This is a genomic window from Pontibacter sp. LHS1 (assembly GCF_058932855.1).
In genome coordinates this window covers 307972-329662 of the sequence record NZ_JBZYWF010000005.1, presented here as the reverse complement: position 1 = coordinate 329662, position 21691 = coordinate 307972, and the positions used below count along the sequence as shown (strand labels likewise).

Genomic DNA, 21691 nt, shown 5'->3' with positions numbered 1-21691 from the left:
TACAACTTATTATTAAATGGTTTCAAATTAGTTCAAACATAAGCGTATGGAAGAGACATCAAAAAAGGACGAAAACAGTTTTATAGAACGTCTGGCGCAGCGGCTGGGTGTTTCAGCGAATGCCACAACGATTTATGGTGCGCCCATAGAGCGCGATGGCGTGACGGTTATACCTGCGGCCAAAGCCATGTATGGCTTCGGCGGTGGCAGTGGCTCTAAAGCAGGCGAAGAGGGAACTGGCGGCGGTGGCGGTGTGGGCATCAAACCAGTGGGCTACATTGAAATAAAAGACGGCAATACCAGATTCAAATCAATTCCAGACCCCGAAAGAGTCATCAAAATAATAGGAGTCAGCGGTGTAATGGCCCTTTTATTGGTAAAAGCAGTAAGTAAGATGCTGGATCGGTAACCTGCAACCTGTGCTTTGAAAGTAAAACAGCTTTTTGACAAGGGAATCGTCCCCCGCGAAACTTCGCTGAGAGGGTTGCTACCTGGCTGCTGCTGATGGGTGCCGAGGTGGTACATGGCATTGCATGTACTGCGCAGCGTCTATCATAAGCAATAAGTCTGGCTACTGCCCTGCTTTATTCCGTGGCGGGTTGATCATGATGTGTGCCCCGTGCGTGCCGGGATGCATGATCCAGGGCATGGCCACGGAGCCCTGGTCGGGCTTAAGTGGCAGGCCTGTGCTCTCAGCTGTAGCCCAGGGAATGTAAACTACATAACGCAAATAGCCATCGGCCACCTCGCCGGTGCGCATGTTCACCTGCTCCTCAGGGGCACTGTACACGAAGAGCGTGGTAGGCTGTTTGGGCATGTTCAGTTTCCCGCTCTTGGCTTCTTTTTCACGGGTATCAAATATATCATTGGCACTCACTCCTTGACGGCGCAGCTCGCGTCCACGGGCCATAAAAGGCTCCAGGTCACGGTGATAGCAAGAGGCCGAAAACCCTGGCTGGTTCGGATCGTCGGCGATGCAGATCAGTTCGTTTGTTCCTTTCCTCAATGTCACCACCTCTCCTTTTTGATTGTATCCCAGCACAGTAGCACCCTCGCGCATATCGGCAGGGGCGGCCAGCACGGCTGTTTTGATCTGATTTTCAGGAGTGGGTACAGTAGTGCTTTGGGCTTGGGCGCTATACCCTACCAGCAGCGCAAAAACAAATGCTACAAACTGTTTCATGTCGGTTTCAAGGCTTAGTAGGAATGAAAAAATAAAGGCTGCATGTCAGCTTCTACCCTGTACGAAGAAAATCAGAAAAGGCTTAGGCCATGTTGCCTTCTGATGCCAGCAACGTGGCTATACCTGCTGGTAGCCCCCTCCGGGTCCCGTAGCTACACCTATCAAGACATCAACATATTAAGATATTTTAGTTATCTTAACGCTACCAACCAATTAACCCGCTCTCATGGCTGAACCCAACTACCGGCTACAATACTACATGTTCCTGCTCAGCAAGCACTTCCGCAAAATTTTGCTCGGACTGTTTTTGCTGATCCTCCTCCTCACCTCCGTGAAAACGGTAGGTCCCGAAGAAGAAGGCGTGGTAATGTACGTAGGCCATTATGACCGCACTGTGCAGCCTGGCCTGAACTTCATTTTGCCGTTCGGGATTGAGGAGATGCGGAAGATCCCGGTGCAGCGCCAACTCAAGCAGGAGTTTGGTTTCAGAACACTGGAGGCCGGCAGAAACACGCAATATTCCAAAGCGGACTTCAATGACGAGTCGCTGATGCTGACTGGTGACCTGAACCTGGCCAACGTAGAATGGGTGGTGCAGTACCGGATCGTGAATTCCTACAATTACCTGTTTAAGGTGCGTGACGCTGAAAAAGCACTGCGTGATATGTCTGAGTCGGCTATGCGCAAAATAGTGGGTGACCGGACCGTGAATGAAGTGCTTACCGTAGGCCGTCAGGAAGTGGCCACCAGCATGGAAGTGCTCCTGCAGCGTATGTGTGACGAGTACGAAAACGGTATCCGCATCGACCAGGTGGTGCTGCAGGACGTGAATCCGCCGGAGACTGTGAAGCCGTCTTTCAATGCCGTAAACCAGGCCCAGCAGGAGCGTGAGACGCTGATCAACCAGGCGGAGTCAGAGTATAACCGCATCATTCCGCGTGCCCGCGGCGAGGCCGATGAAACGATCCAGTTAGCCGAGGCCTATGCGCTGACGCGTGTGAACGTGGCCACTGGTGAGGCTGCCCGTTTCAACTCCCTTTTCGAAGAGTATGTGAAAGCTCCTGAGGTAACCAAGAAGCGTCTATACCTGGAAACCATGGAACGTATTCTGCCAAAAATAGGCGATAAAGTGATCGTGGATGAGCGTGGCAACAATGTGCTGCCGCTGTTGAACCTTAATCAGAATAAAACTCAAACTCCAACGAAATAGCCTGTGAACACTCCTAAAATACTATCGCTCATAGCTGCTGTACTTCTGCTAACGCTGCTTTTCACAAGCGTATTCGTACTCGATGAAACCAAGCAGGCCATTGTCACGCAGTTTGGTAAACCAGTAGGCGAACCGCGTACGCAGCCAGGTCTGCACTTCAAAATTCCGATTATCCAGAAGGTACAGTTCTTCGACAAGCGCTACCTCGAGTGGGACGGCGATGCCAACCAGGTGCCTACCAAGGACAAGAAGTTTATCTTCGTGGATTCCTACGCCCGCTGGCAGATCACCAACCCGCTGCAGTTCTTTATCCGTCTGCGTGACGAACGCTCTGGTCAGTCCCGTCTCGATGACATACTGGACGGCGAAACCCGCAACGCCATTGCCAGCCACGACCTGCTCGACATTGTGCGCTCCACTAACCGGGAGCCGGAAATAGCAGACGAGATTATGGAGGATTTGGAGAATCTGGATAAGATCACAGTTGGCCGAGACAAAATTGAAGCGTTGATTCTGAAACGAGCCAACGAACGCACCTCTGACCTGGGTGTTCAGATCCTGGACTTTCGTTTTAAGCGCATGAACTATGTGGATGAAGTGCGCAATCGCGTGTACGACCGTATGATCAGCGAGCGTAACCGAATTGCCGACCAATTCCGTTCGGAAGGACAGGGAGAGGCCCGCAAGATACAGGGTAACAAAGAGCGTGACCTGGCCCAGATCACATCCCAGGCCACCCGCGAAGCCGAGATGATCCGTGGTAAAGCCGATGCGCAGGCCACTTCCATCTACGCCTCCGCCTATAACCGCAACGCCCAGGCACGTGAGCTCTACGGCTTCCTCCGCTCCATGGAAACGCTGGAGAAGTCATTTGATGATAAGACGAGTATTATTCTGTCAACAGACTCGGAATTGTATAGGTATTTGAAAAGAGCAAACTGAGGGGAGCTAGAGAGTATAGGAAGTTGAAAGTTAAAAAAAGCCCGATGACGTCACATTTAAACGTTGTCGGGCTTTTGGCTTTGTGATGACCAAGTCTTGTATTTGGTGCCATTTATCTCAAAACAGCGACAGCTGCTCTCCTGCCGGTGTGATATCCGCTACGGAAAGGGTTCGTCCGAATATATCTCCTTGGCAGCTGATGGTATACACGGGGGTTTCTTCAAACCTTGACGCGACCACCACTTCTGTTCCGTCGGCACAGGTCTCAAATAGACTCTTAGCCAGTTTCGGACAGTTGTTGTCTTTGGAGAGGTGCGAGAGAAACACATGGCTCATAAAGGCCGGCTTGTGCGCCACGAACAGCTCCAGTGCCTGCTTGTTGGACATGTGACCGTGGTTGCCACTAATGCGGCGCTTGAGGTAGTAGGGGTAGTAACTCTGCTCCAGCATGCCATCGTCATAATTCGCTTCCAAAAAAGCGGCGTGGCACTGCTGAAAGTGGCGGATTACATGGTCGCAGGGGGCGCCGATGTCCGTAAACACACCGATCTTCACGCCATTTCCTTCCACTACAAAGCTGTGCGGATCAGCCGCGTCATGAAACTTTGGAAAGGCTGTCACGCTCAATCCGCCTACCTGCACGGGCTCATACCCCGTGAATGACAGCACCTCCACCCCACTCAGGTCCATGCGCGAGCGGTACAAGGTACTGGTTGTAATGTAAACCGGTAATTTGTACTTACGCGCCAGCACCGGTATACCTTTGATGTGATCGGAGTGCTCATGCGATACAAAGATTGCCTTCACCTGCCGCATACTTAATCCAAGGCGCTGCATACGCCGCTCGGTTTCGCGGCACGAAATGCCTGCATCCACCAGCACGGCTTCCTGGCCGTTGCCAATGTAGTAACAGTTCCCGTTGCTGCCGGAGTTTAAAGAGGTGATGGCTAATTGCATAGAAATACAAAGGTCGGTGTTTTGAGCAGATTAACCAACTTGCAATAATTCAAATTTTTACTTACCCCTGAGTCTGAGTTAGCGCTCCATTTTGCCTCTTGCTCCGGTGCGCTGATGAATTGTCTATCAAAGTATCAGAATGGAGCGCAGGTATGTGCAAGAGTCAGATAGTATAAATCAAAAAAGCGTACCGAATGGCACATGAGTAAACCATGCATTCAGGTCTCGGGTTAGGCACCCGTGATTACACTCTTCTAATATCCTTAAATTCAATTGAGGTAAAAGAAAGTCTTTCTATATTGATGTGAGCAGTGCTACAAAGTTGACTTTCACACTCCTCCGACTAATATACAGCATCTCTCCAAACGATAACTCAACCATAGACCTGCCAGGAACAACACTCCCTCTAAGTGTTTTTGCTCGATTTTCTTTAGCTTTAAATTCCATACAGAATATTACCCTATGATAAAATGCCTCTTAGTTGAAGACGATGTGAGTGTAGCCTCTTTTATTCAAGAGGGTCTGACCGAGAAAGGCTACCAGGTAGAGCTTATATCGGATGGCTTCAAGGCGGCTGAGCTTATCAGTCAGCATGAGTATGATATTGTGATACTCGATGTCATGCTGCCAGGTATAGACGGCTTCGAAATATGCAAGATCACACGTAAGCGAAACATCGCCTCGATCATCATTATACTGAGTGCCCTGGGCAACCCCGAAGAGCGAATCAAAGGACTGGAGGCTGGTGCCGATGATTTCATGTCGAAGCCCTTTCATTTCCGGGAACTACTGGCACGCATCAATGCGCACCTGCGAAGAAAGCAGCTCGAGCATGGCGTTTTTGAAGCCGACAAGTATGCCGACCTCGAGGTAAATACAGAGCAGAACTCTGTTAAGAGAGCAGGAAAGGAAATTCTGCTGACGCCCAGGGAGTATAATCTGCTCCTCTTCCTGTTAAGGAACAGGGAAAAGGTAGTTTCCAGGGTTGAAATCGCACAGGCCGTTTGGGATATCCATTTTAGCTCCAACACCAATGTGGTGGACGTGTACATCAACTACCTTCGCAACAAAATAGACAAAAACTTTTCGACCAAACTGATCCATACCATCAAGGGGCGCGGATACCAGTTGGCGCAGAAAACAGATGAATCTTAAACAAAAACTCGCTTTACGGTCTACGTTCGTTTGCGCTATCACGCTTCTGCTGGTTTTTGGCAGTATTTTCTATTTGTACAAAAACTCCACGATCAACGCGTTCTACAGTAAGCTGGAGAACCGTGCCTTGCTGTCGGCCATCATATTCCTGGAGAAAGACGAGCTGAACAAGAAAAAGTACCAGGAGTATGAAAGCAGGTACCTGAATACGCTGGACAAGGAAACACTCCAGATCTACGACGCCAGTGGCCAGGTGGCCTTTGTGCCGGAGATAAGTTCCTATCCGGTGGACGAGCGAATCCTGAACCAAATTCGACACAAAGGCAAGCTCAATTTTCAAGTGGAGGGGCAACAGTATGCCGGCATTTACTACGAGGACAACCAGGGCGATTTTGTGATTGTGAGCTCCGGTGTGGATGTAACCGGGCAAGAGCGGCTGTATAAGCTGAGCATTATTTTAGCCAGTCTTTTCCTGATCGGTATTCTGATTAACTACATCTTCAACGTAGTGCTGGCGCAGAAGACGTTCAAGCCTTTCTCTTCTATATTGCGCAAGGTGAACACCATTTCCACAGAGAACCTGAACTCCCGCCTCCCACAGGTGAACCAGCCGGGCGATGAGCTCAGCGAGCTGACACTAACGCTCAACACATTTCTGGAGCGACTGGAGGCAGGTGTCAATCATCAGAAACAATTCCTGAAGAATGTCTCACACGAGCTGAAAACACCGCTTGCGGCCATTTTGGGTGAAGCAGAACTCAGCCTCGACAAAGAAAAAAGCCCCGAGGAGTACCAACAGGTGCTGAAAAAGATCGTGAAGAGCACCTCAGAGGTGAATTCGGTGATCGAAGGACTGCTTCTGATCAGTGGCTTGACGCATAACACCTCCCCTTCCACACACCGGCCTTTCAGGCTAGACGAACTGCTGTGGGAGCTGCTGGAGAAGCTCCATTACAAGTATCCTGAGGCAGAAGTAGAGACAATAATCGAAGTAGAGGACAGCGATCTGTTGCAGCTGCACTCACACCCCGAGCTGGTTGCCACGGCCATCACCAACATTGTGGACAATGCGCTGAAGTTTTCAGACGACCAGAAGGTGACATTGAAAATTGCTCTAACAGAACAGCAGCAACTCGCCTTGCTGGTGCAGGATCATGGTCCTGGTATACCTGTGCAGGAACAGGATAAAGTATTCGACCTTTTCTACCGTGGCAGCAACACACAGTACCTGAAGCCGGGCCATGGTGTGGGCTTGTCGCTGACGAAGCACATCGCAGAGTTTTGCCACATCGACCTGGCTGTTTCCTCTGTTCCGCACGAGGGGACCGAAGTAAAGCTGGTATTCCCTGCTGTTTAACCTGAATATAATTTCCTTCTAACCTAAGTCTAATACAGGCCAAAGACCCTTCTAATGTTGTGAATGTAGCTTTGTAACACATTTTACATAGCTACTTTACAACATGACAATCAAGTTCTTAAAACGCTTTATCTGGCTTTTGCTGTGCCCTCTGGGTGATTTGCAGGCGCAGACGCCGGATACGCTTGCTCTTTCGAGAGTCGAGGCTGAGGCACTTTTCCTTGAGAAGAACCTAGCTCTGATTGCCGAAAAACTGAATATAGACCAAGCCGAAGCACTGATCTTGCAGGCGAAGGCATGGCCCAATCCTGAACTCGAAATCAGTGAGGTAAACTTCTGGGCAACGCCCCACCAGGTAGCCAACGGCGATGGTAATCCCCCCTTCTTTAAAAACGGCTTCGGTGAGAACAGACAGATCTCTGTGCAGCTGGAGCAACTGGTGCAAACAGCCCGCAAACGCAAAAAGAACATCTCGCTGCAGGTGGCAAACCGGGAGCTGGCCCAAACAGCCTACACCGAAATGCTGCTCTCGCTCAAAGCAGAGTTTAGAACCCAACTTTCGGAACTACTCTTTCACCAGAACAATGTGCGCCTGCTTCGGCAGCAGCAAAATGTGCTCTCGCAGTTAATTCGGGCACAGGAGGCACAGCTGCGCAACGGCAACATATCCAAAGCTGACTTCTACCGCATCAGAGCACTGGACCTTTCGCTGCGCGCCGAACTGAACGAGGCGCTACAGGAAAGCAACGAGGCGCAGAAAGACTTGAAATCGCTGATGATGCTGCCGGCGAACGTTACCCTATACCTGACCGATGCTGAATCGCTCTCCAGTCAGTCCTTACTCCTGAACCAACCACTCGACAGTTTGCTGGCCATGGCTGAAAGCCGTAACCCTGCCGTGCGGGTAGCGCAATCTGACCTGCGGGTGAGCGAAGCCGAACACACACTGGAGCGGGCCATGCGCGTGCCTGACCTTCGCTTTAACACCAATTACGACCGCGGCGGTAACATCCTGCTCAACTTCATTGGCTTCGGGGTCGCGATGGACCTGCCCGTGTTCGATCGTAACCGGGGCAACATCAGAGCGGCACAGGCCCGGGTGCAGCAAAGCCGGCACCTGCACACACTTCGGGTAAATGAAGCCCAGAACGAGGTAGTAAAAGCTTACAAAGACTATCAACAGCTGGCAGATTTTTACCAGTCCATAGACGGTAATTTCATTAACGAGCTGGATGAAGTACTCGGAGGAGTTAGCCGCAATTTCCAACGCAAGAACATCAGCCTGCTGGAGTTCCTCGACTTCTTCGATGCCTTTAAAGAAAACAAGCTCCTCTACTTCGATACCATCCGAAGCCTGGAATCCAAAAAAGAAGAACTCAACCTACTAACAGGAACCGATTTATGATACGCCCCACTATAAACTACTTCAACAAGATTTCTGCCGCGGCTTGCTTTGCCGCGTCGCTGACAGCCTGCCAGAGTTCAAACGATCTTGAAAAGGATAATACTGCGCAGCAAGAAGGTTATTGCCTGCCTGCGCAGCTGGCCAAAAACATAAAGCTGGCTGCCGTAGCACCCGCCACGGAGCATAACCACATTCAGCTAACGGGCAGAGTGATGAGCAACCCGGAGAAATACTACCGCTTTGTGCCTTTGCTGGACGGAGTGGTGTCAAAGGTTAACTTCTCTTTAGGAGATTATGTGAAGAAAGGCACAGTACTGCTGGAAGTGCGCAGCCCGGAGCTGAGCAGCCTGAACGCAGAGCTTCGCACCGCCCAGGCACATCTGAAGCTGGCGCAACGTCAACTTTCAGCCACGCAGGAAATGTACGACGATGGTGTTGCTTCCGAGCGCGAGCTGATAGAGGCACAGCAGGATGTGGAAATGGCCCAGCTGGAGATTACCAAAGTGCAGGAAAACCTGGGTATTTACGGTGGGAGTCTGGAACGCGGTGTGCTCATCATCAAGGCGCCTTTAAGCGGCCATATTGTGTCTAAAAACATCGTGAGCGGCCAGCAGATAGAGGCTGGCGACGAACCGCTGTTCTCTATTGCGGACCTGGAGGAAGTGTGGGTGATGGCCAATGTTTACGCCGGAAACCTGAGCAGCGTGAAGCAAGGTATGGAAGTAGAGGTAAAAGCCTCTGCCTACCCCGATCAGGTGTTCAAAGGAAAAATAGACCGACTGGCCAACACCTTCGATACCGAAGAGCGTGTGCTCAAGGCTCGTATCAGCATCCAGAACAAAGACCTGTTTTTAAAGCCGGAGATGTTTGTGAATGTATCGGTAACACAGGATAATACTGGTCAGAACGAAGCGCAATCCCTCCTATCCTTCCCAGCCAAAGCTTTAATTTTTACTAACTCCAAACACCAGGTGGTCGTGTACCGCGACAGCTGCAGTTTTGATATCGTGCAACTGGAGCCTGTATACCAGACTGCTAATACTGTGATGGTAAAAGAAGGCCTGCAAGAAGGCGATCGGGTAGTGACCGAAAACCACCTGCTTATCTATAACCAAATCCAGAACTAACAGGAGGAAGACAGACACACAACATGGATAAATTTGTTCAGAGCTTAGTATCGTTCTCGCTTAAAAACCACATCATCGTCTTTTTCCTGACGGCGTTGTTGGTGGCGGCGGGGATAATAAGTTACTTAAATACACCCATAGAAGCTTTCCCGGATGTGACAAACACCCGGGCCCGTATCATTACCCAATGGCCCGGCCGCAGTGCCGAGGAAGTAGAGAAGTTTATTACGCTGCCCATCACGCGGCAGATGAATACCATTCCGCGGAAGTCCGAAGTACGTTCTACCTCGCTTTTCGGCCTGTCGGTGGTAACGGTGCTGTTTGATGAGAATGTGGATGACTTCTACGCCCAGCAATATGCATCCAACCGCATGCAAAGCATTGAGTTGCCAGAAGGGGCAGATGCTGAGGTAGAGCCCCCTTCTGGCGCAACGGGTGAGATTTTCCGCTACGTACTCAAGAGCAAATCACGCGCTATAAGTGACCTGACAGCCCTGCACGAATGGGTAGTGGAGCGGGAACTGGTAGGCGTGCCAGGTATAGCCGAAGTCGTGAGCTTTGGCGGTGAGGAAAAAATCTATGAAATACAGGTAAACCCAGTAGAGCTGGCCAACTACAACCTGTCTCCGCTTGATGTGTATGAGGCCGTCGGAAACAGCAACATCAACGTGGGTGGCGATGTGATCGATAAAGGTGACCAGGCCTATGTCGTGCGTGGTGTCGGCTTGCTGGAGAGTGTGGCCGACATCGAAAATATTCTGATTGAGAATGTGAATGGAACGCCTGTGCTGGTCAAGCACGTGGCCGATGTTAAGATCTCTGCCAAACCGCGCTTGGGCCAGGTAGGGCTGGATGACAATGATGACCTGGTGCAGGGCATTGTGATCATGCTGCGAGGGGAAAATCCAAGCGAGGTGATCGCAAGGCTAAAAGATAAGATAGAGGAGCTCAACACACGGATCCTGCCAGCCGATGTGAAGATCGTGCCTTTCCATGACAGAACCGTACTCGTTGATAACACAGTGCGTACCGTAACGCATAACCTGCTGGAGGGCATCATCCTGGTATCGGTGCTGGTGTTCATTTTCTTGTTCAACTGGCGCACCACGGTTATTGTGGCTTCCGTTATTCCGCTGGCTTTCCTGTTTGCTATTATCATGCTGCGCATCCAGGGCTTGCCTGCCAACCTGATATCGATCGGGGCGGTGGACTTTGGCTTGCTGCTGGAGGGTACCATGGTGGTCGTGGAGCATGTGTTTGTGGGCCTCGATAAGCGGGCGAAACAGTTGGGTATGCCGCGTTTTAACCAGATATCCAAGTTGGGTATCATCAAGAACCAGACGCGCTCTGTGGCCAAGTCCATCTTCTTTGCCCAGATCATCCTGATCGTGGCGCTGATGCCGATCTTCACTTTCCAGAAGGTAGAAGGCAAGATGTTCTCCCCACTGGCCTTTACCCTGGGCTATGCTTTGATCGGGGCCGTGCTGCTCAGCCTGACCTATGTGCCGGCCATGTGCAAGGTGCTGCTCAATAAGAATGTGGTGGACCGCGAAAACCCGATCACCAACTCTATCCGTGGCGCCATGTTCAAGCTGTACCAACTAGGTGCCATCAACAAGAAATTGACGATATCGCTGTTCGGAGTGCTGTTGATTGTCTGTGGTTTTGGCTTCAGTCGATTGGGAACAGAGTTTATTCCGCAGCTGAACGAGGGGGCGTTGTATGTAAGGGCAACCCTACCAAACAGCGTGAGCCTGGACGAGTCGGTGAAGCTGACGAAAGAAATGAAAGCCAAGTTCCGGGAGTTTGAGGAGGTATCTTTTGTGCTGACGCAAACAGGTCGCCCGAACGACGGCACCGACCCTACCGGTTTCTTCAACATTGAATTCCACGTGCAGCTCCATGACGAAGGCGATTGGAGCCGGGAAATTTCCAAACAGGAACTGCTCTCGGAGATGGAACAGTCGCTGGCGGTGTACCCGGGAGTCACCTTTGGCTTCAGCCAGCCGATCATGGACAATGTGGAGGAATACGTATCTGGGGTGAAAAGCTCGCTAGTGGTCAAGATATTCGGAAATGATTTGTTTGAACTGGAAAACTCTGCCGACCAGGTAGCGGCCGCCATCAAAGATGTGGAAGGTGTAGAAGACCTGAACATTTACCGCAACATTGGTCTGCCGGAGCTGCGCATCAAGCTGGAAGAGACACGTATGGCCCGCTACGGCGTGAGCATGGCCGATGCACAGGCGGTGATCGAAATGGCGATTGGCGGTAAGGCGGCTACCACGTTTTATGAAGACGAGCGCATGTTTGATGTACGAGTACGTTATGCAGAGCCTTTCCGTAAATCGGAGACTGAGATCAAGAACATCCTGGTACCGGCCAACAGCGGCTCTATGATTCCACTCTACGAGATTGCCGATGTGGGCTTCTTCACAGGTCCAGCCTTCATCTACCGTGAAGGAAGCAGCCGCTACATTGCCGTTGGTTTTTCAGTGCGTGGCCGTGACCTGGGAAGTACCGTGGAAGAAGCGCAGAAACGTGTAGAGGAGCAGGTGGTACTGCCGGAAAGCTACAAGTTGACCTGGGCAGGTGAATTTGAGAACAAGGAAAGAGCCACCCAGCGCCTGACTTATATCGTACCGATCTCACTGCTGATGATCTTCTTCCTGCTGTATGTGAACTTCGGCAACCTGAAAGACACGGTGATCTCGCTTATTACCATACCGTTTGCCTTTATCGGTGGCTTCCTGTCGCTGTGGCTGACGGGCACTACTTTTGGTATTTCGGCAGGTATAGGCTTCATTATCCTATTCGGGGTGGGCACCATCGATGGCATCATCCTGATTGCTGTGATGAAGGAATATCTGCGCAAGGGCTTACCGCTCCAGCAAGCGATTTCGGAGGGTGTGTACAGCCGTATCAGACCTGTGTTTATGATTGCCATTATGGGTTCGGCCGGCCTGTTGCCAGCCGCACTTTCGTCTGGCATGGGTTCTGAGATTCAGAAACCGCTTGCCATTATGATCGTGGGTGGTTTGATGATCTGCATGATCCTCTCGCTGATCGTACTGCCGCAGGTATACTACCTGGCGTACAGCCGCAGCAAGAAGGTATAGAAAGTATTTACGAGATTGCAATTAGTGATTAGTTTGTTTGTAAAGGGTGCCCGGATTTTCCGGGCGCTTTTTTTATCAGTATGTCTGATCGCATTACCTTTTTGGATTTCAAAGCCTTTGAGCACTAGTTGCACAGAGAGTTGTTATAAAATATGTCTAGCCACTCCAGCACCCCAAATATTATTCAACTCTTATTAACCCCATCCACAGTTATTATTTGTTCAAGAGCTTTCAAAAGCAGTAATTTCCTTTTTGCCATCCAAACTATTGTTTCCACAGATAGTCATAATAGGTGCAAAAAACTTGACTAGTCAGAGCATCAGGTATAGAATAATACTTATATTTAAGGTATAAGAAATAAAATACCCACCTTTTCATGAAACAACTTTACCCTGAAAGTCCTCCCTGTATACCTGCTGGCTATACACAACCCACCGCATCTTACAAAAACCAGGTTGTATATGTGCTGCTGGCTATGCTGGTGTTCCTGATCCTATACCTGTCCATGGTGGTTGCGGCCGGTTACCTGCTGTACCTGGCCATTATGTATCCGATGGACACCATTAACCGCTGGACCATTCTGCTCAAGCTTGGTGCCATTGGTATGGCAGGTATGCTGTTTGGTTTTATGCTGAAGTTTCTCTTCAAAAAGCATGACACCGACAATCCCCTGAACGTGGAAATAACAGAGGATGAACACCCGCAGCTGTTCTCTTTCATCCACCAGCTTTGCGCCGAGACCAATGCGCCCCTCCCCCACAAAGTATTTGTCAACCACGAGATCAACGCCTGTGTGTTTTACAACAGCACCATCCTCAGCCTTTTCCTGCCTGTGAAGAAAAACCTACTAATTGGCCTGGGATTGGTGAACTCGATCAACCTGACAGAATTTAAAGCGGTACTGGCGCACGAGTTCGGTCACTTTTCGCAGAGCAGTATGAAACTGGGCAGCTATGTGTACATGGCCAACAGCATCATCCAGAGCATTGTGTACGAGCGCGACAAATGGGATGACCTGCTGGAGAAATGGAAGAACTCTAACATCCAGCTTGCCATTTTCGGCTGGTTGCTGATGCCGGTGGTTTGGCTTATCCGTAAGTTCATGGCCCTGATTTACCAGGCCATCAACCTGGTGCACTCGTCACTTTCGCGCCAGATGGAATACAATGCCGACCGTGTGGCCGTAAGCGTGACCGGCAGCGATGCTATTGTGAATGCACTCTACCGCCTGGGACCTGCCAGTGAGGCCTTCGCTCATTCCAACAACCACCTGACCACGGCCATCGACAACAGGATCTATACCACCAATCTGTTCTATCACCAGCGAAAGGCCGTCGAGTACCTGAGCCAGACCCGCGAAAGCTTCCGTCAGTCGCTCCTGGAGAACCTGCCTCAGCAGCCAGCTGGCGCTCGATTTATCTTTTCAGACGAAGACGGCCATTTGGCAGAGATGTATTCCAGTCACCCTTCCAATTACAAAAGAGAGCAGAACGCCAAAGCCACTTATTTTGAAGGTATAGAAGACGAGCGTTCCCCTTGGCTACTCTTTAACGAGCCGGAAAAACTAGCGGAAACTGTTACGCAGAATCTGCTGCGTGTTAACCTGCAACTACACCCGAACATTACGTTTACTCCCGCCGAGGAGGTACAGGCTTTTGTGGAGGCGGAGCAGCAGGAAACTACTTTCAAGGCGCACTATCTGGGTGTGTACGATAACCGTCTACTTACCGAGCTGGACCTGTCGAAGCCTGAGGCACTGGTTGCGAAAGCCGGTATATCACCTGACCTGCTGCCAGAGGCCCTGAGATCGCTTTATGGCACAGGCTTGCAGCAAAAGATGGAGGAACTCGGTGGCCGGTATAAGGACATCCAGACACTGTCGCTCATCCTCCAGAAGCAGGACAAGCGCAAGACCTATACCCTGAGCAACGGCTTCTCCTACGAACCCCACGAAGCCCAGGCGCTGCTGGAGCAAAGGCTGCAGGAGTTTCCGGCCGACGAAGCCTGGTATCAGCAGTTCGACACCAAAGTATTTGCCCTGCATTACCTCCTGACAGAAGCACAACCAGCACAAAGAGCGGAATTACTGCAACGCTATACCTTCCTGGTAGCTTGGGTGAAACAATTTAGCGCATGGCAGCAGGAACAGCAAAATCTGCAGAACACCATAGATACGGCCATCAGCAAAGGCAATCACATGTCCGAGAAAGAGGGTAAATGGTTTGCAACTGAGTTCCGCCGTCTACGTGATGCCTTTGATGTAATATTGAAGGAAGCGGATACGCTTAAATTTCCAGTGCTGCAGAACATGGATACGGACCAGTCAGTGCGCAAGTATCTTCTGCAGGAAGAACTGGTTTGGATGTCAGCCGACTCGCTGCAGGGCGAAGAGCTGAATATGCTGATCAACCAGACTGTAACTGTTGCCGAGCGCATGCAACGGGTGTATACTAAATGCCTTGGCAGTCTGCTGAGTCTGCAGGAGCAATTGGCTGCTGCGGTTGAGGTTGAGGAGAAGGAGTTGGTTTAATTGATAGGATTGAAAACGATAACTCTATCCACCTTAAAAGCTGCAAGAATTGAAAGTAAAACTGATACTCCCAGCACTTGCCGAGGCCGAAAGCCCGTTCTGGCGGCCTATCAAGTATTCTCTGTTTCCTCCCCTTGGACTTGCCACCTTAGCGGCATACCTGTCCCCGGACGATGAAATAGATTTGCAGGACCAGCACGTGGAAGAGCTATACCTGGATGATACCCCCGATCTGGTCATCATCCAGGTATACATCACCAATGCCTACAGGGCGTATAAAATTGCCGATCATTACAGAAGCCGGGGCGCTTATGTGCTGCTTGGAGGACTTCATGTGACCTCTCTGCCTGAAGAGGCGGCACCACATGCTGATACCATATTCCTTGGTCCCGGTGAAGACACATTCCCTCAGTTTCTGAAAGACTTCATAAACAAAACTCCAAAGAAGGTATACACCTCCCTGACCCGTACACTCGAAGGTATACCACCTATCCGGAGAGACCTCATCAAGCGCAACCGCTACCTGGTGCCCAACTCGATTGTGGTGACCCGGGGCTGTCCGCACCACTGCGACTTTTGCTACAAGGACGCCTTTTTTGAAGGAGGAAAAACGTTCTATACCCAAGCCGTGGATGATGCCCTGGCAGAGATAGACAGACTTCCGGGCAAACACCTTTATTTCCTCGATGACCACCTGCTGGGCAATGCCAAATTTGCTAGTGGCTTGTTTGAAGGGATGAAAGGCATGAACCGGGTATTTCAGGGAGCCGCGACCATCGACTCCATACTCCGTGGTAACCTGATCGAGAAAGCGGCGGAGGCCGGACTACGCAGCCTGTTTGTTGGATTCGAGACATTTTCACCCGTTAACCTCAAGCAGAGCAACAAAAAGCAAAACCTGCAGAAAGATTACATCAAAGCTGTGAACAGGCTACATGACCTGGGCATCATGATCAATGGTAGCTTTGTTTTTGGCCTTGATGATGACGACCAGGATGTATTCAGAAGAACCGTGGACTGGGGAGTTAAGAATGGACTAACGACGTCAACCTATCATATTTTGACGCCATACCCTGGCACCAAACTCTACAAAGACATGGAAAGCCAAGGCCGCATCCTGACCCGGAACTGGGATCTGTATGATACCCGAAGTGTTGTGTATAAGACGACCCGCCTGACTGCCGACGAATTAAAGAACGGTTATGATTGGGCCTACAAAGAGTTTTACAGCTGGTCAAATATATTCAAAGCAAGTTTTCAGCACGATTCGCACAAGCATAAACTAAAGCACCTGCTCTATTCTGGCGGTTGGAAGAAGTTTGAGCCGCTCTGGAACTTTATCATCAAATCTAAAAACCTGAATGAAATGCTGCCACTGCTGGAGGCTATTCTCTCGAAGGTAGGTTCCAGTGACAAACAATCTCCTGACAGTGAAGTGCCCACTGCCAACCAGATAAAAGTCGAAGCAGGCGAGCTAAGTTCTTCCTTTACGCCTTTAACTGTTATCAACAGACAACCACTCAAGCCAACTCCGGCTTTAACTGAATAATAAAGCCCCTGCAGTACTATACCTGCAGGGGCTTCTTATTTGGCTATTGCTGTACCTTACAACTCTTCCGCCGCTTCCAGCCTGCTCGACTTAAACTGACTCAGCACATCCTTTATACCTGCCAGTCCGCCGGAGATATTTTCCATTTCCGAGAGCACCTGCCCGACCTGGTTATTGCCGCCAAAGCCTTTGAGCTTGTTATTGCGCACAAAGGTGACTTTGATATCCTCCCACCGCTGCGCCTCGGCCTCAGTCATGATTCCGATCAGCTGCTTGAACTTGAGCATGTTGGCTTCGGCACCGGAGGTTAGTGTCTGCGACTCGGCTTCGTAATGTGATAAAATCAGCGTTTGCAACTCCTGGTCGTTCATGATCGGCATCACCTTTTCGGCCAGCTTGTTCATGTTGCGGTAAGAGCCCTGCAGTTTAAAGGCTGGTTCGGTACGGTACTCGTCTGCCTGCGCCGCTGAGCGAATGTATTCCAGGTTTACTTTCAGGATCACATCCTGAATCTTGAGTAGCTTATTCAGCACCAGCACATACTCGTTGAGCTCGGCTGCCGAATGATTCCCTTCAAACTCCAGCCCCTCACTGTTGCCGGTTTGGGCCAGTTGGATCAGCGCGTAGATGTCTTTTTGACTCTTTGCTGCCAGCTTCGCCAGCACGGTATTGGAGGTAAGGGAGTTCTCGATGTAGCTCAGCTTGAACACGTCTTCCGTGTCGCCGATGATGTCGCCGAGGTTGTAGATATCGGCGCGGTTGGCGAGCATGTCCGGAATGCGGAACTTCTCCCCTGTTTCGGTGTAGGGGTTGCCGGCCATGACCACGCATACCTTCTTGCCCCTGAAGTCATAAGTTTTGCTGCGGCCTTTATACACGCCCTCGATCTTGCGCTGGGCGTCGCACAGCGAGATAAACTTCTGTAGAAACTCTGGATTACAGTGCTGAATGTCGTCGAGGTAGATCATCACGTTGTCGCCCATCTCAAAGGACAGGTTCAGCTTCTCCAGCTCTTCGCGGGCAGCCGCATTGGGCGCTTCTTTCGGGTCCAGTGCGATTACCTGGTGACCAATGGCCGGACCGTTGATCTTCATGAAGATGATGCCCAGGCGGTTGGCGATGTACTCCATGATAGTCGTCTTGCCGTAGCCCGGCGGCGAAAGCAGTAACAGCATACCCATCAGGTCGGTACGCTTGGTCTCGCCCGCCGAACCTATCTGCTTGGCCAGGTTGGCGCCGATCAGCGGCAGGTATACCTGATCGATGAGCTTGTTACGCACAAACGAAGAGAGCACTCGTGGCTTGAATTCGTTCAGACGAAGTGCCTGTTCAGCCTGTTGGGTCATGTTCTTTTTGAGCTCTGTGAAAGCTGTAAAAGCGGTGGCCGTGCTACTGGTATAATCGCGTAGCCGGTGGAGGAATTGGTGGTAGTTCAGCTGGTAGCTTTGCCCCTGCACCTGCTGGTGCGCACCCTGCATACCTTGAATGTTCTCCTTCAGCACCGTGTGCACTACCTGCAATGGACTGTAGCTATCGGTAAGAATTAAGGTCGCTACCTCTGCTACAAACTCAGCTTTGTCGTGCTGGCCAGCCTGCGCGATGTAGGCCTTGAGCCAATGCTGAATCAGCTCGAACTGATGGGCCACATTCTCCTGCAGTGCCTTCACGGATTCTTCAAAAGTATCCAGCACCTTCCGCTCCGTCAAAAAATGCTTGAAACCGTCAAGAAGAACATCGGACTGGCTGTCGATCACAAAGTGGTTGCCACGGGTGAGTTCGTAGAACAAGTACTCGCCTGCTTCGGCTGCATTGGCTTCCTTGCATAGCCCCATCTCCTGCTGGAAGGTGTAGAGTTCTTGCTGCAGATCGGACTTCACGTCATCGAACTCGTGCGTGTCGGGGAATACCTGCAGAATGGCGCTTATACCTTTGAGCTGGTGGTTGAGCGTATTCTTCTTCGCTTCCGGCACAAACACTTTCCAGTACAGCTGCGCACAGGCTCTGTCGATGGAGGTAAAGCAGAGCAAGTCGGCTGTTTTGATCAGGCGGATCAGCGCACTTAGGATTAGAGCGGCATCGTGGTCGTGCACACCTTTCATGTAGCCTTCGTTGAAACGAACGGCCATGAATTTGTTCACATACTCGGTGAGCTCTGACTCGGTGAGTTTGTGCAGTTCGTCTACCGAAAGAATAGCCAGGCTGTTCTCTGTTTGCTTCACGGATATACCTTTGTCCTGTGCAGCTTCCAGTATTTTAAAGGCCAGGTACTCGGCGCGGTATACCTGGTTATTTTCCGAAACCAGCGTCTGCTCCCATACCGGGCGGTAGCTCAAAAACTGGTCGTCGGTGATCTTCTCGAAAAAGTTAGTGCCCGTGAGGTGGTAGTACATGGCGTCATCACGGTGCACCACACTCAGCTCCAATGGTTGGGTGTTCACCGTGAACTGATGTTTGCCAAACTTCAAAATGTTGGACCCTTCCACGAACAGCTCCTGCTTGTCCTTCAGCTGGCGAACAGCATCTTCCTTCAGCGTTTTCAGGCGGCTCTGGATGGTGTCGGCTTTTACCGTGTCGCCGATCCTGAGCAATTCCTCCACTGTGCTCCGTACCTTCTCAATCATCAGATCAGAAGCAAAATAGCCGTTGATCTCATTCACAGAGGTCAGTTTGCCGGCCCGGTTCTGCACCGCTTTCAGGATGCGGTCTGTGGCCTGCTGCAGGCTGTTGGCGCGCTTGTTCTGCGCCTCCTGCAGCTGTACCTTCTTTGACTCAAAGGCGCTGTAGATCTCCTCCCGCTTAACGGTGAGCTGTTCGATAAATTCGTCAAAATCAGGGAAGCGGCCTTCCAATTCTTCAAGCTGCACCATCAGCTTGGCCAGATACTCTTCGCACTTCTGCGGCGAGTCTGACACGTCGAGGTAGTTCACCACACTCTGGCTGATCAGCTTGATCTGGGAGTTGAATTCGGCTTTGCCTTCCTGACTCATCAGCTCTTTGCGCTTGCGGCGCAGGGTAGCTTTGGTCTGGTTGAAGGTGGCGTAAATGGCCGAAATGGTATCGATGATGCGGGTGGTCTGGGTGGCGTCCTCGATCTTAAGGTTACTCACCACATCGATCAGCATTTCCAGCTCTCCCGAAACGGCCGCAATTTCTTTGTCCGTCGCGTCGGCCTCCACCACTTTGGCTATACCTTCGATGGCCCCATTGATCTCTTTTACCTGCTTCTCATAAGGTGCCAGCGCGTTGGGCTGCAAGAGAAATTCAACGGCTCCGTTGGCAGTCTCCTGCGCGAATTGCTGCAGTTGTACTTCGTATTTTTCAATGGTGGGCAGGTCGGTGTAGCGGAGTTCTTTCAGCGAGATCACCTCGCCGCGTATACCCCTCAGGTCGGCCAAATACTTCACATAATCGTTGATGCTCTCGGCCTTCTTGAACTTCAGCGTCTGGATCAGCGCATCGGCCTGTCCCAGCACCTGACCTATCTGTGCCTGCGTGTTTTTCTTGATGCTGAGCACCTTTTCGTACTCCTCCACCGCCGCTGTAGCCGTCTGCCGGATAGCTGAAATCGGAGCCGCCAAATTATAGGTCTCCGCACGGTTTAGCCAGTGGTAGGAGTCCAGCACATCCGTCGTTTTCTTGATCAGGTCCAGGTATAGGTTGGCATAGGAATCGTCCTTTTGCAACAGTGACAGCACCTCGTTGCTCTCGGCCATGGCCCGCACGATGTCCTTGTTGCCGATCTTGTAGAGGTAAGACTCTTGCGTAACCGGTATGGTAAAGTTCGGCCCAATGTAGGGTGTCTGCCAGATTTGGATGGCGTGGTGCTTCTGTGCCTCTTCATCGGCACGGAAATAACACAGCTCCCCGTTCTCGTAAATGGCATAACCATGGCAAAGTATCGGTGTTTCGATCTGCTGCATAATCAGGTTGTAAGACAGCAATTGGTATATGCCCGACTCCTTATTATAAAACACATACAGGAAATCCTCGCCGTTCGGAGAGGTGATGCGCTTCTCAAAAAGCATGTCCTGCAGGTTGTTGTCGAATTGCTTGAACTCCCCCGTCTGCAGGTAGTAGCCATAGGCATAAATAATCCCCTGACCGTCTGGCAACAGCACACAGCTATGCTCGAGCGCGTCGATACGGCGGGCTTCTTTGAGCTTGGAATTATAGACGAAGTAGCGGTAATTGTTCTCGCGGTATGGGCGGATCTTCAGGATGATGATATTGCCCACCACGGCATAGTAAATCTCCGAGTCATCCAGCGTCTGGTCTTTGTCGTCGACTTCTTCGGAATAAATGCCACGGCCAGAATCGGTGTTGTCTTCCACCTTAATAGTCAGGTCTCCGCCAACGGTTTCCACAAACACTTTGTCCTCGATAGACACATGCGGGTGCTTGCCTTTGCGTTGTGCTTCGCGGGTAGTGCGTTTCCAGCTGAAGTCGTGCTGGTTGGGGAAGATGTACTCGTGGTCGCTGCGGTTATCGATATAGGTAATGCTGTCGCCTTTGAGCAGCCACTTAAAGGTCTTGATATCGTTGATACCCTTGCCCACCCGTAACACCATGTACAGGTAGTTGCCGATGTGCGCAAACTTGACGAATTGGGTGTTCTTGTAGTATTTGTAAAGCTTCTGGAAATCGTCTTGAAACGTTTTGTCCTGCAGGATGTCGAGCGGCTGCTGGTGAAAGCTGTGACCCTCGTAGGTATAGACGCCAAACACATCCGACAGCTCCACCTCTGACTTCAGGCCCAAGTATACGTTGTATCCAAAAAGCAAGGTATAGCCCACCGGCACCATGTCCCAGGGCACGCAGTTGTTCTCAGTGGTAATGCGCTCGGTCGTGATCAGCTTTGTCTCGATCGCCCCGAACACGCTCTTCCGCTCCTGGTTCAGCTGCTCGAGTTGCGTGCGCAATTCGGCCCCGCTTTTCTGCAGACGGTTTCTTAGTATTTCGTAGGTACCACCCTCCAACTGCACGTTTTCGGCAGTTGCGGTAGTGGCGGTATTGGTATCTTCCATGTGGGTGGAGGATTAAATTTTAATTGATGGTAAGTTTTTGGCTTTGGTGGAAGCCAATTGTTTTCATGGCTTATTTTGTACTAATGGCTTATGTAACGATTGGGCAAAGGTAAGTTGCGATTTTCGGAGCAAG

At 50.9% G+C, this 21691-nt stretch carries 13 protein-coding genes; 10 read left to right on the top strand and 3 right to left on the bottom strand.

All coding sequences use genetic code 11. The features are described 5' to 3' along the window. The first annotated feature begins 46 nt into the window (after nt 1-46). Nucleotides 47-409: a spore germination protein GerW family protein gene (locus AC5FXQ_RS12575; RefSeq protein ID WP_493602776.1), complete on the top strand. Its 363-nt coding sequence runs from the start codon at nt 47-49 to the stop codon at nt 407-409. Nucleotides 410-571: 162 nt separating this feature from the next. On the opposite strand, the gene AC5FXQ_RS12570 is transcribed toward AC5FXQ_RS12575, so the two are convergent. Continuing rightward, entirely contained in the window at nt 572-1183 is a 612-nt protein-coding gene (locus AC5FXQ_RS12570; RefSeq protein WP_493602775.1) for a hypothetical protein, read from the bottom strand. 226 nt (nt 1184-1409) lie between these two features. Here AC5FXQ_RS12570 and hflK point away from each other — a divergent pair, with 226 nt between their 5' ends. Together hflK and hflC are read left to right on the top strand one after the other, a co-directional pair. Beyond that, entirely contained in the window at nt 1410-2393 is a 984-nt protein-coding gene (hflK, locus tag AC5FXQ_RS12565) for an FtsH protease activity modulator HflK (RefSeq protein ID WP_493602774.1), read from the top strand. Between the two features lie 3 nt (nt 2394-2396). Next, nucleotides 2397-3335: a protease modulator HflC gene (gene hflC, locus AC5FXQ_RS12560; protein ID WP_493602773.1), complete on the top strand. Its 939-nt coding sequence runs from the start codon at nt 2397-2399 to the stop codon at nt 3333-3335. A gap of 117 nt (nt 3336-3452) precedes the next feature. On the opposite strand, the gene AC5FXQ_RS12555 is transcribed toward hflC, so the two are convergent. Next, a complete protein-coding gene (locus AC5FXQ_RS12555; RefSeq protein WP_493602772.1) occupies nt 3453-4292 on the bottom strand; it encodes an MBL fold metallo-hydrolase in 840 nt (279 codons plus the stop codon). Nucleotides 4293-4754: 462 nt separating this feature from the next. Between AC5FXQ_RS12555 and AC5FXQ_RS12550 the strand changes: the two genes are divergently transcribed. The 7 genes from AC5FXQ_RS12550 to AC5FXQ_RS12520 all read left to right on the top strand — a co-directional run bounded on the left by AC5FXQ_RS12550 (nt 4755) and on the right by AC5FXQ_RS12520 (nt 16534). Then, nucleotides 4755-5447, top strand: coding sequence for a response regulator transcription factor (locus tag AC5FXQ_RS12550; RefSeq protein ID WP_493602771.1), 693 nt, complete (start codon nt 4755-4757; stop codon nt 5445-5447). Next, the gene (locus AC5FXQ_RS12545) at nt 5437-6804 is read left to right on the top strand and encodes a sensor histidine kinase (protein WP_493602770.1); all 1368 of its coding nucleotides are present in this window, start codon (nt 5437-5439) and stop codon (nt 6802-6804) included. Before AC5FXQ_RS12550 ends, AC5FXQ_RS12545 begins: the two co-directional genes overlap by 11 nt. A gap of 103 nt (nt 6805-6907) precedes the next feature. Then, nucleotides 6908-8209 (top strand): TolC family protein, encoded by a 1302-nt coding sequence (locus AC5FXQ_RS12540; RefSeq protein ID WP_493602769.1) that lies wholly within the window; start codon nt 6908-6910, stop codon nt 8207-8209. Continuing rightward, nucleotides 8206-9336, top strand: coding sequence for an efflux RND transporter periplasmic adaptor subunit (locus AC5FXQ_RS12535; RefSeq protein ID WP_493602768.1), 1131 nt, complete (start codon nt 8206-8208; stop codon nt 9334-9336). The genes AC5FXQ_RS12540 and AC5FXQ_RS12535 overlap by 4 nt, the downstream gene beginning before the upstream one ends. Nucleotides 9337-9359: 23 nt before the next feature. After that, the gene (locus AC5FXQ_RS12530; protein WP_493602767.1) at nt 9360-12455 is read left to right on the top strand and encodes an efflux RND transporter permease subunit; all 3096 of its coding nucleotides are present in this window, start codon (nt 9360-9362) and stop codon (nt 12453-12455) included. Between the two features lie 376 nt (nt 12456-12831). Beyond that, nucleotides 12832-14985 carry a M48 family metallopeptidase gene (locus AC5FXQ_RS12525; RefSeq protein ID WP_493602766.1) on the top strand — a complete coding sequence of 718 codons (2154 nt, stop codon included), beginning with the start codon at nt 12832-12834 and terminating at the stop codon, nt 14983-14985. Nucleotides 14986-15034: 49 nt separating this feature from the next. Continuing rightward, nucleotides 15035-16534, top strand: a complete 1500-nt coding sequence (locus AC5FXQ_RS12520) for a B12-binding domain-containing radical SAM protein (protein ID WP_493602765.1) — start codon at nt 15035-15037, stop codon at nt 16532-16534. Nucleotides 16535-16590: 56 nt separating this feature from the next. Here the strand turns inward: AC5FXQ_RS12520 and AC5FXQ_RS12515 are convergent, their stop codons facing one another. Further along, nucleotides 16591-21558 (bottom strand): DNA repair ATPase, encoded by a 4968-nt coding sequence (locus tag AC5FXQ_RS12515; protein ID WP_493602764.1) that lies wholly within the window; start codon nt 21556-21558, stop codon nt 16591-16593. Between the last annotated feature and the right edge of the window lie 133 nt (nt 21559-21691).

What these genes read in the sequence shown, in the direction of transcription:
- AC5FXQ_RS12555 (WP_493602772.1), bottom strand. Translation starts at nt 4,292, where the DNA reads ATGCAATTAGCCATCACCTCTTTAAACTCCGGCAGCAACGGGAACTGT.
- AC5FXQ_RS12530 (WP_493602767.1), top strand. Translation starts at nt 9,360, where the DNA reads ATGGATAAATTTGTTCAGAGCTTAGTATCGTTCTCGCTTAAAAACCAC.
- AC5FXQ_RS12570 (WP_493602775.1), bottom strand. Translation starts at nt 1,183, where the DNA reads ATGAAACAGTTTGTAGCATTTGTTTTTGCGCTGCTGGTAGGGTATAGC.
- AC5FXQ_RS12515 (WP_493602764.1), bottom strand. Translation starts at nt 21,558, where the DNA reads ATGGAAGATACCAATACCGCCACTACCGCAACTGCCGAAAACGTGCAG.
- AC5FXQ_RS12525 (WP_493602766.1), top strand. Translation starts at nt 12,832, where the DNA reads ATGAAACAACTTTACCCTGAAAGTCCTCCCTGTATACCTGCTGGCTAT.
- AC5FXQ_RS12535 (WP_493602768.1), top strand. Translation starts at nt 8,206, where the DNA reads ATGATACGCCCCACTATAAACTACTTCAACAAGATTTCTGCCGCGGCT.
- AC5FXQ_RS12540 (WP_493602769.1), top strand. Translation starts at nt 6,908, where the DNA reads ATGACAATCAAGTTCTTAAAACGCTTTATCTGGCTTTTGCTGTGCCCT.
- AC5FXQ_RS12545 (WP_493602770.1), top strand. Translation starts at nt 5,437, where the DNA reads ATGAATCTTAAACAAAAACTCGCTTTACGGTCTACGTTCGTTTGCGCT.
- hflK (WP_493602774.1), top strand. Translation starts at nt 1,410, where the DNA reads ATGGCTGAACCCAACTACCGGCTACAATACTACATGTTCCTGCTCAGC.
- AC5FXQ_RS12550 (WP_493602771.1), top strand. Translation starts at nt 4,755, where the DNA reads ATGATAAAATGCCTCTTAGTTGAAGACGATGTGAGTGTAGCCTCTTTT.
- AC5FXQ_RS12575 (WP_493602776.1), top strand. Translation starts at nt 47, where the DNA reads ATGGAAGAGACATCAAAAAAGGACGAAAACAGTTTTATAGAACGTCTG.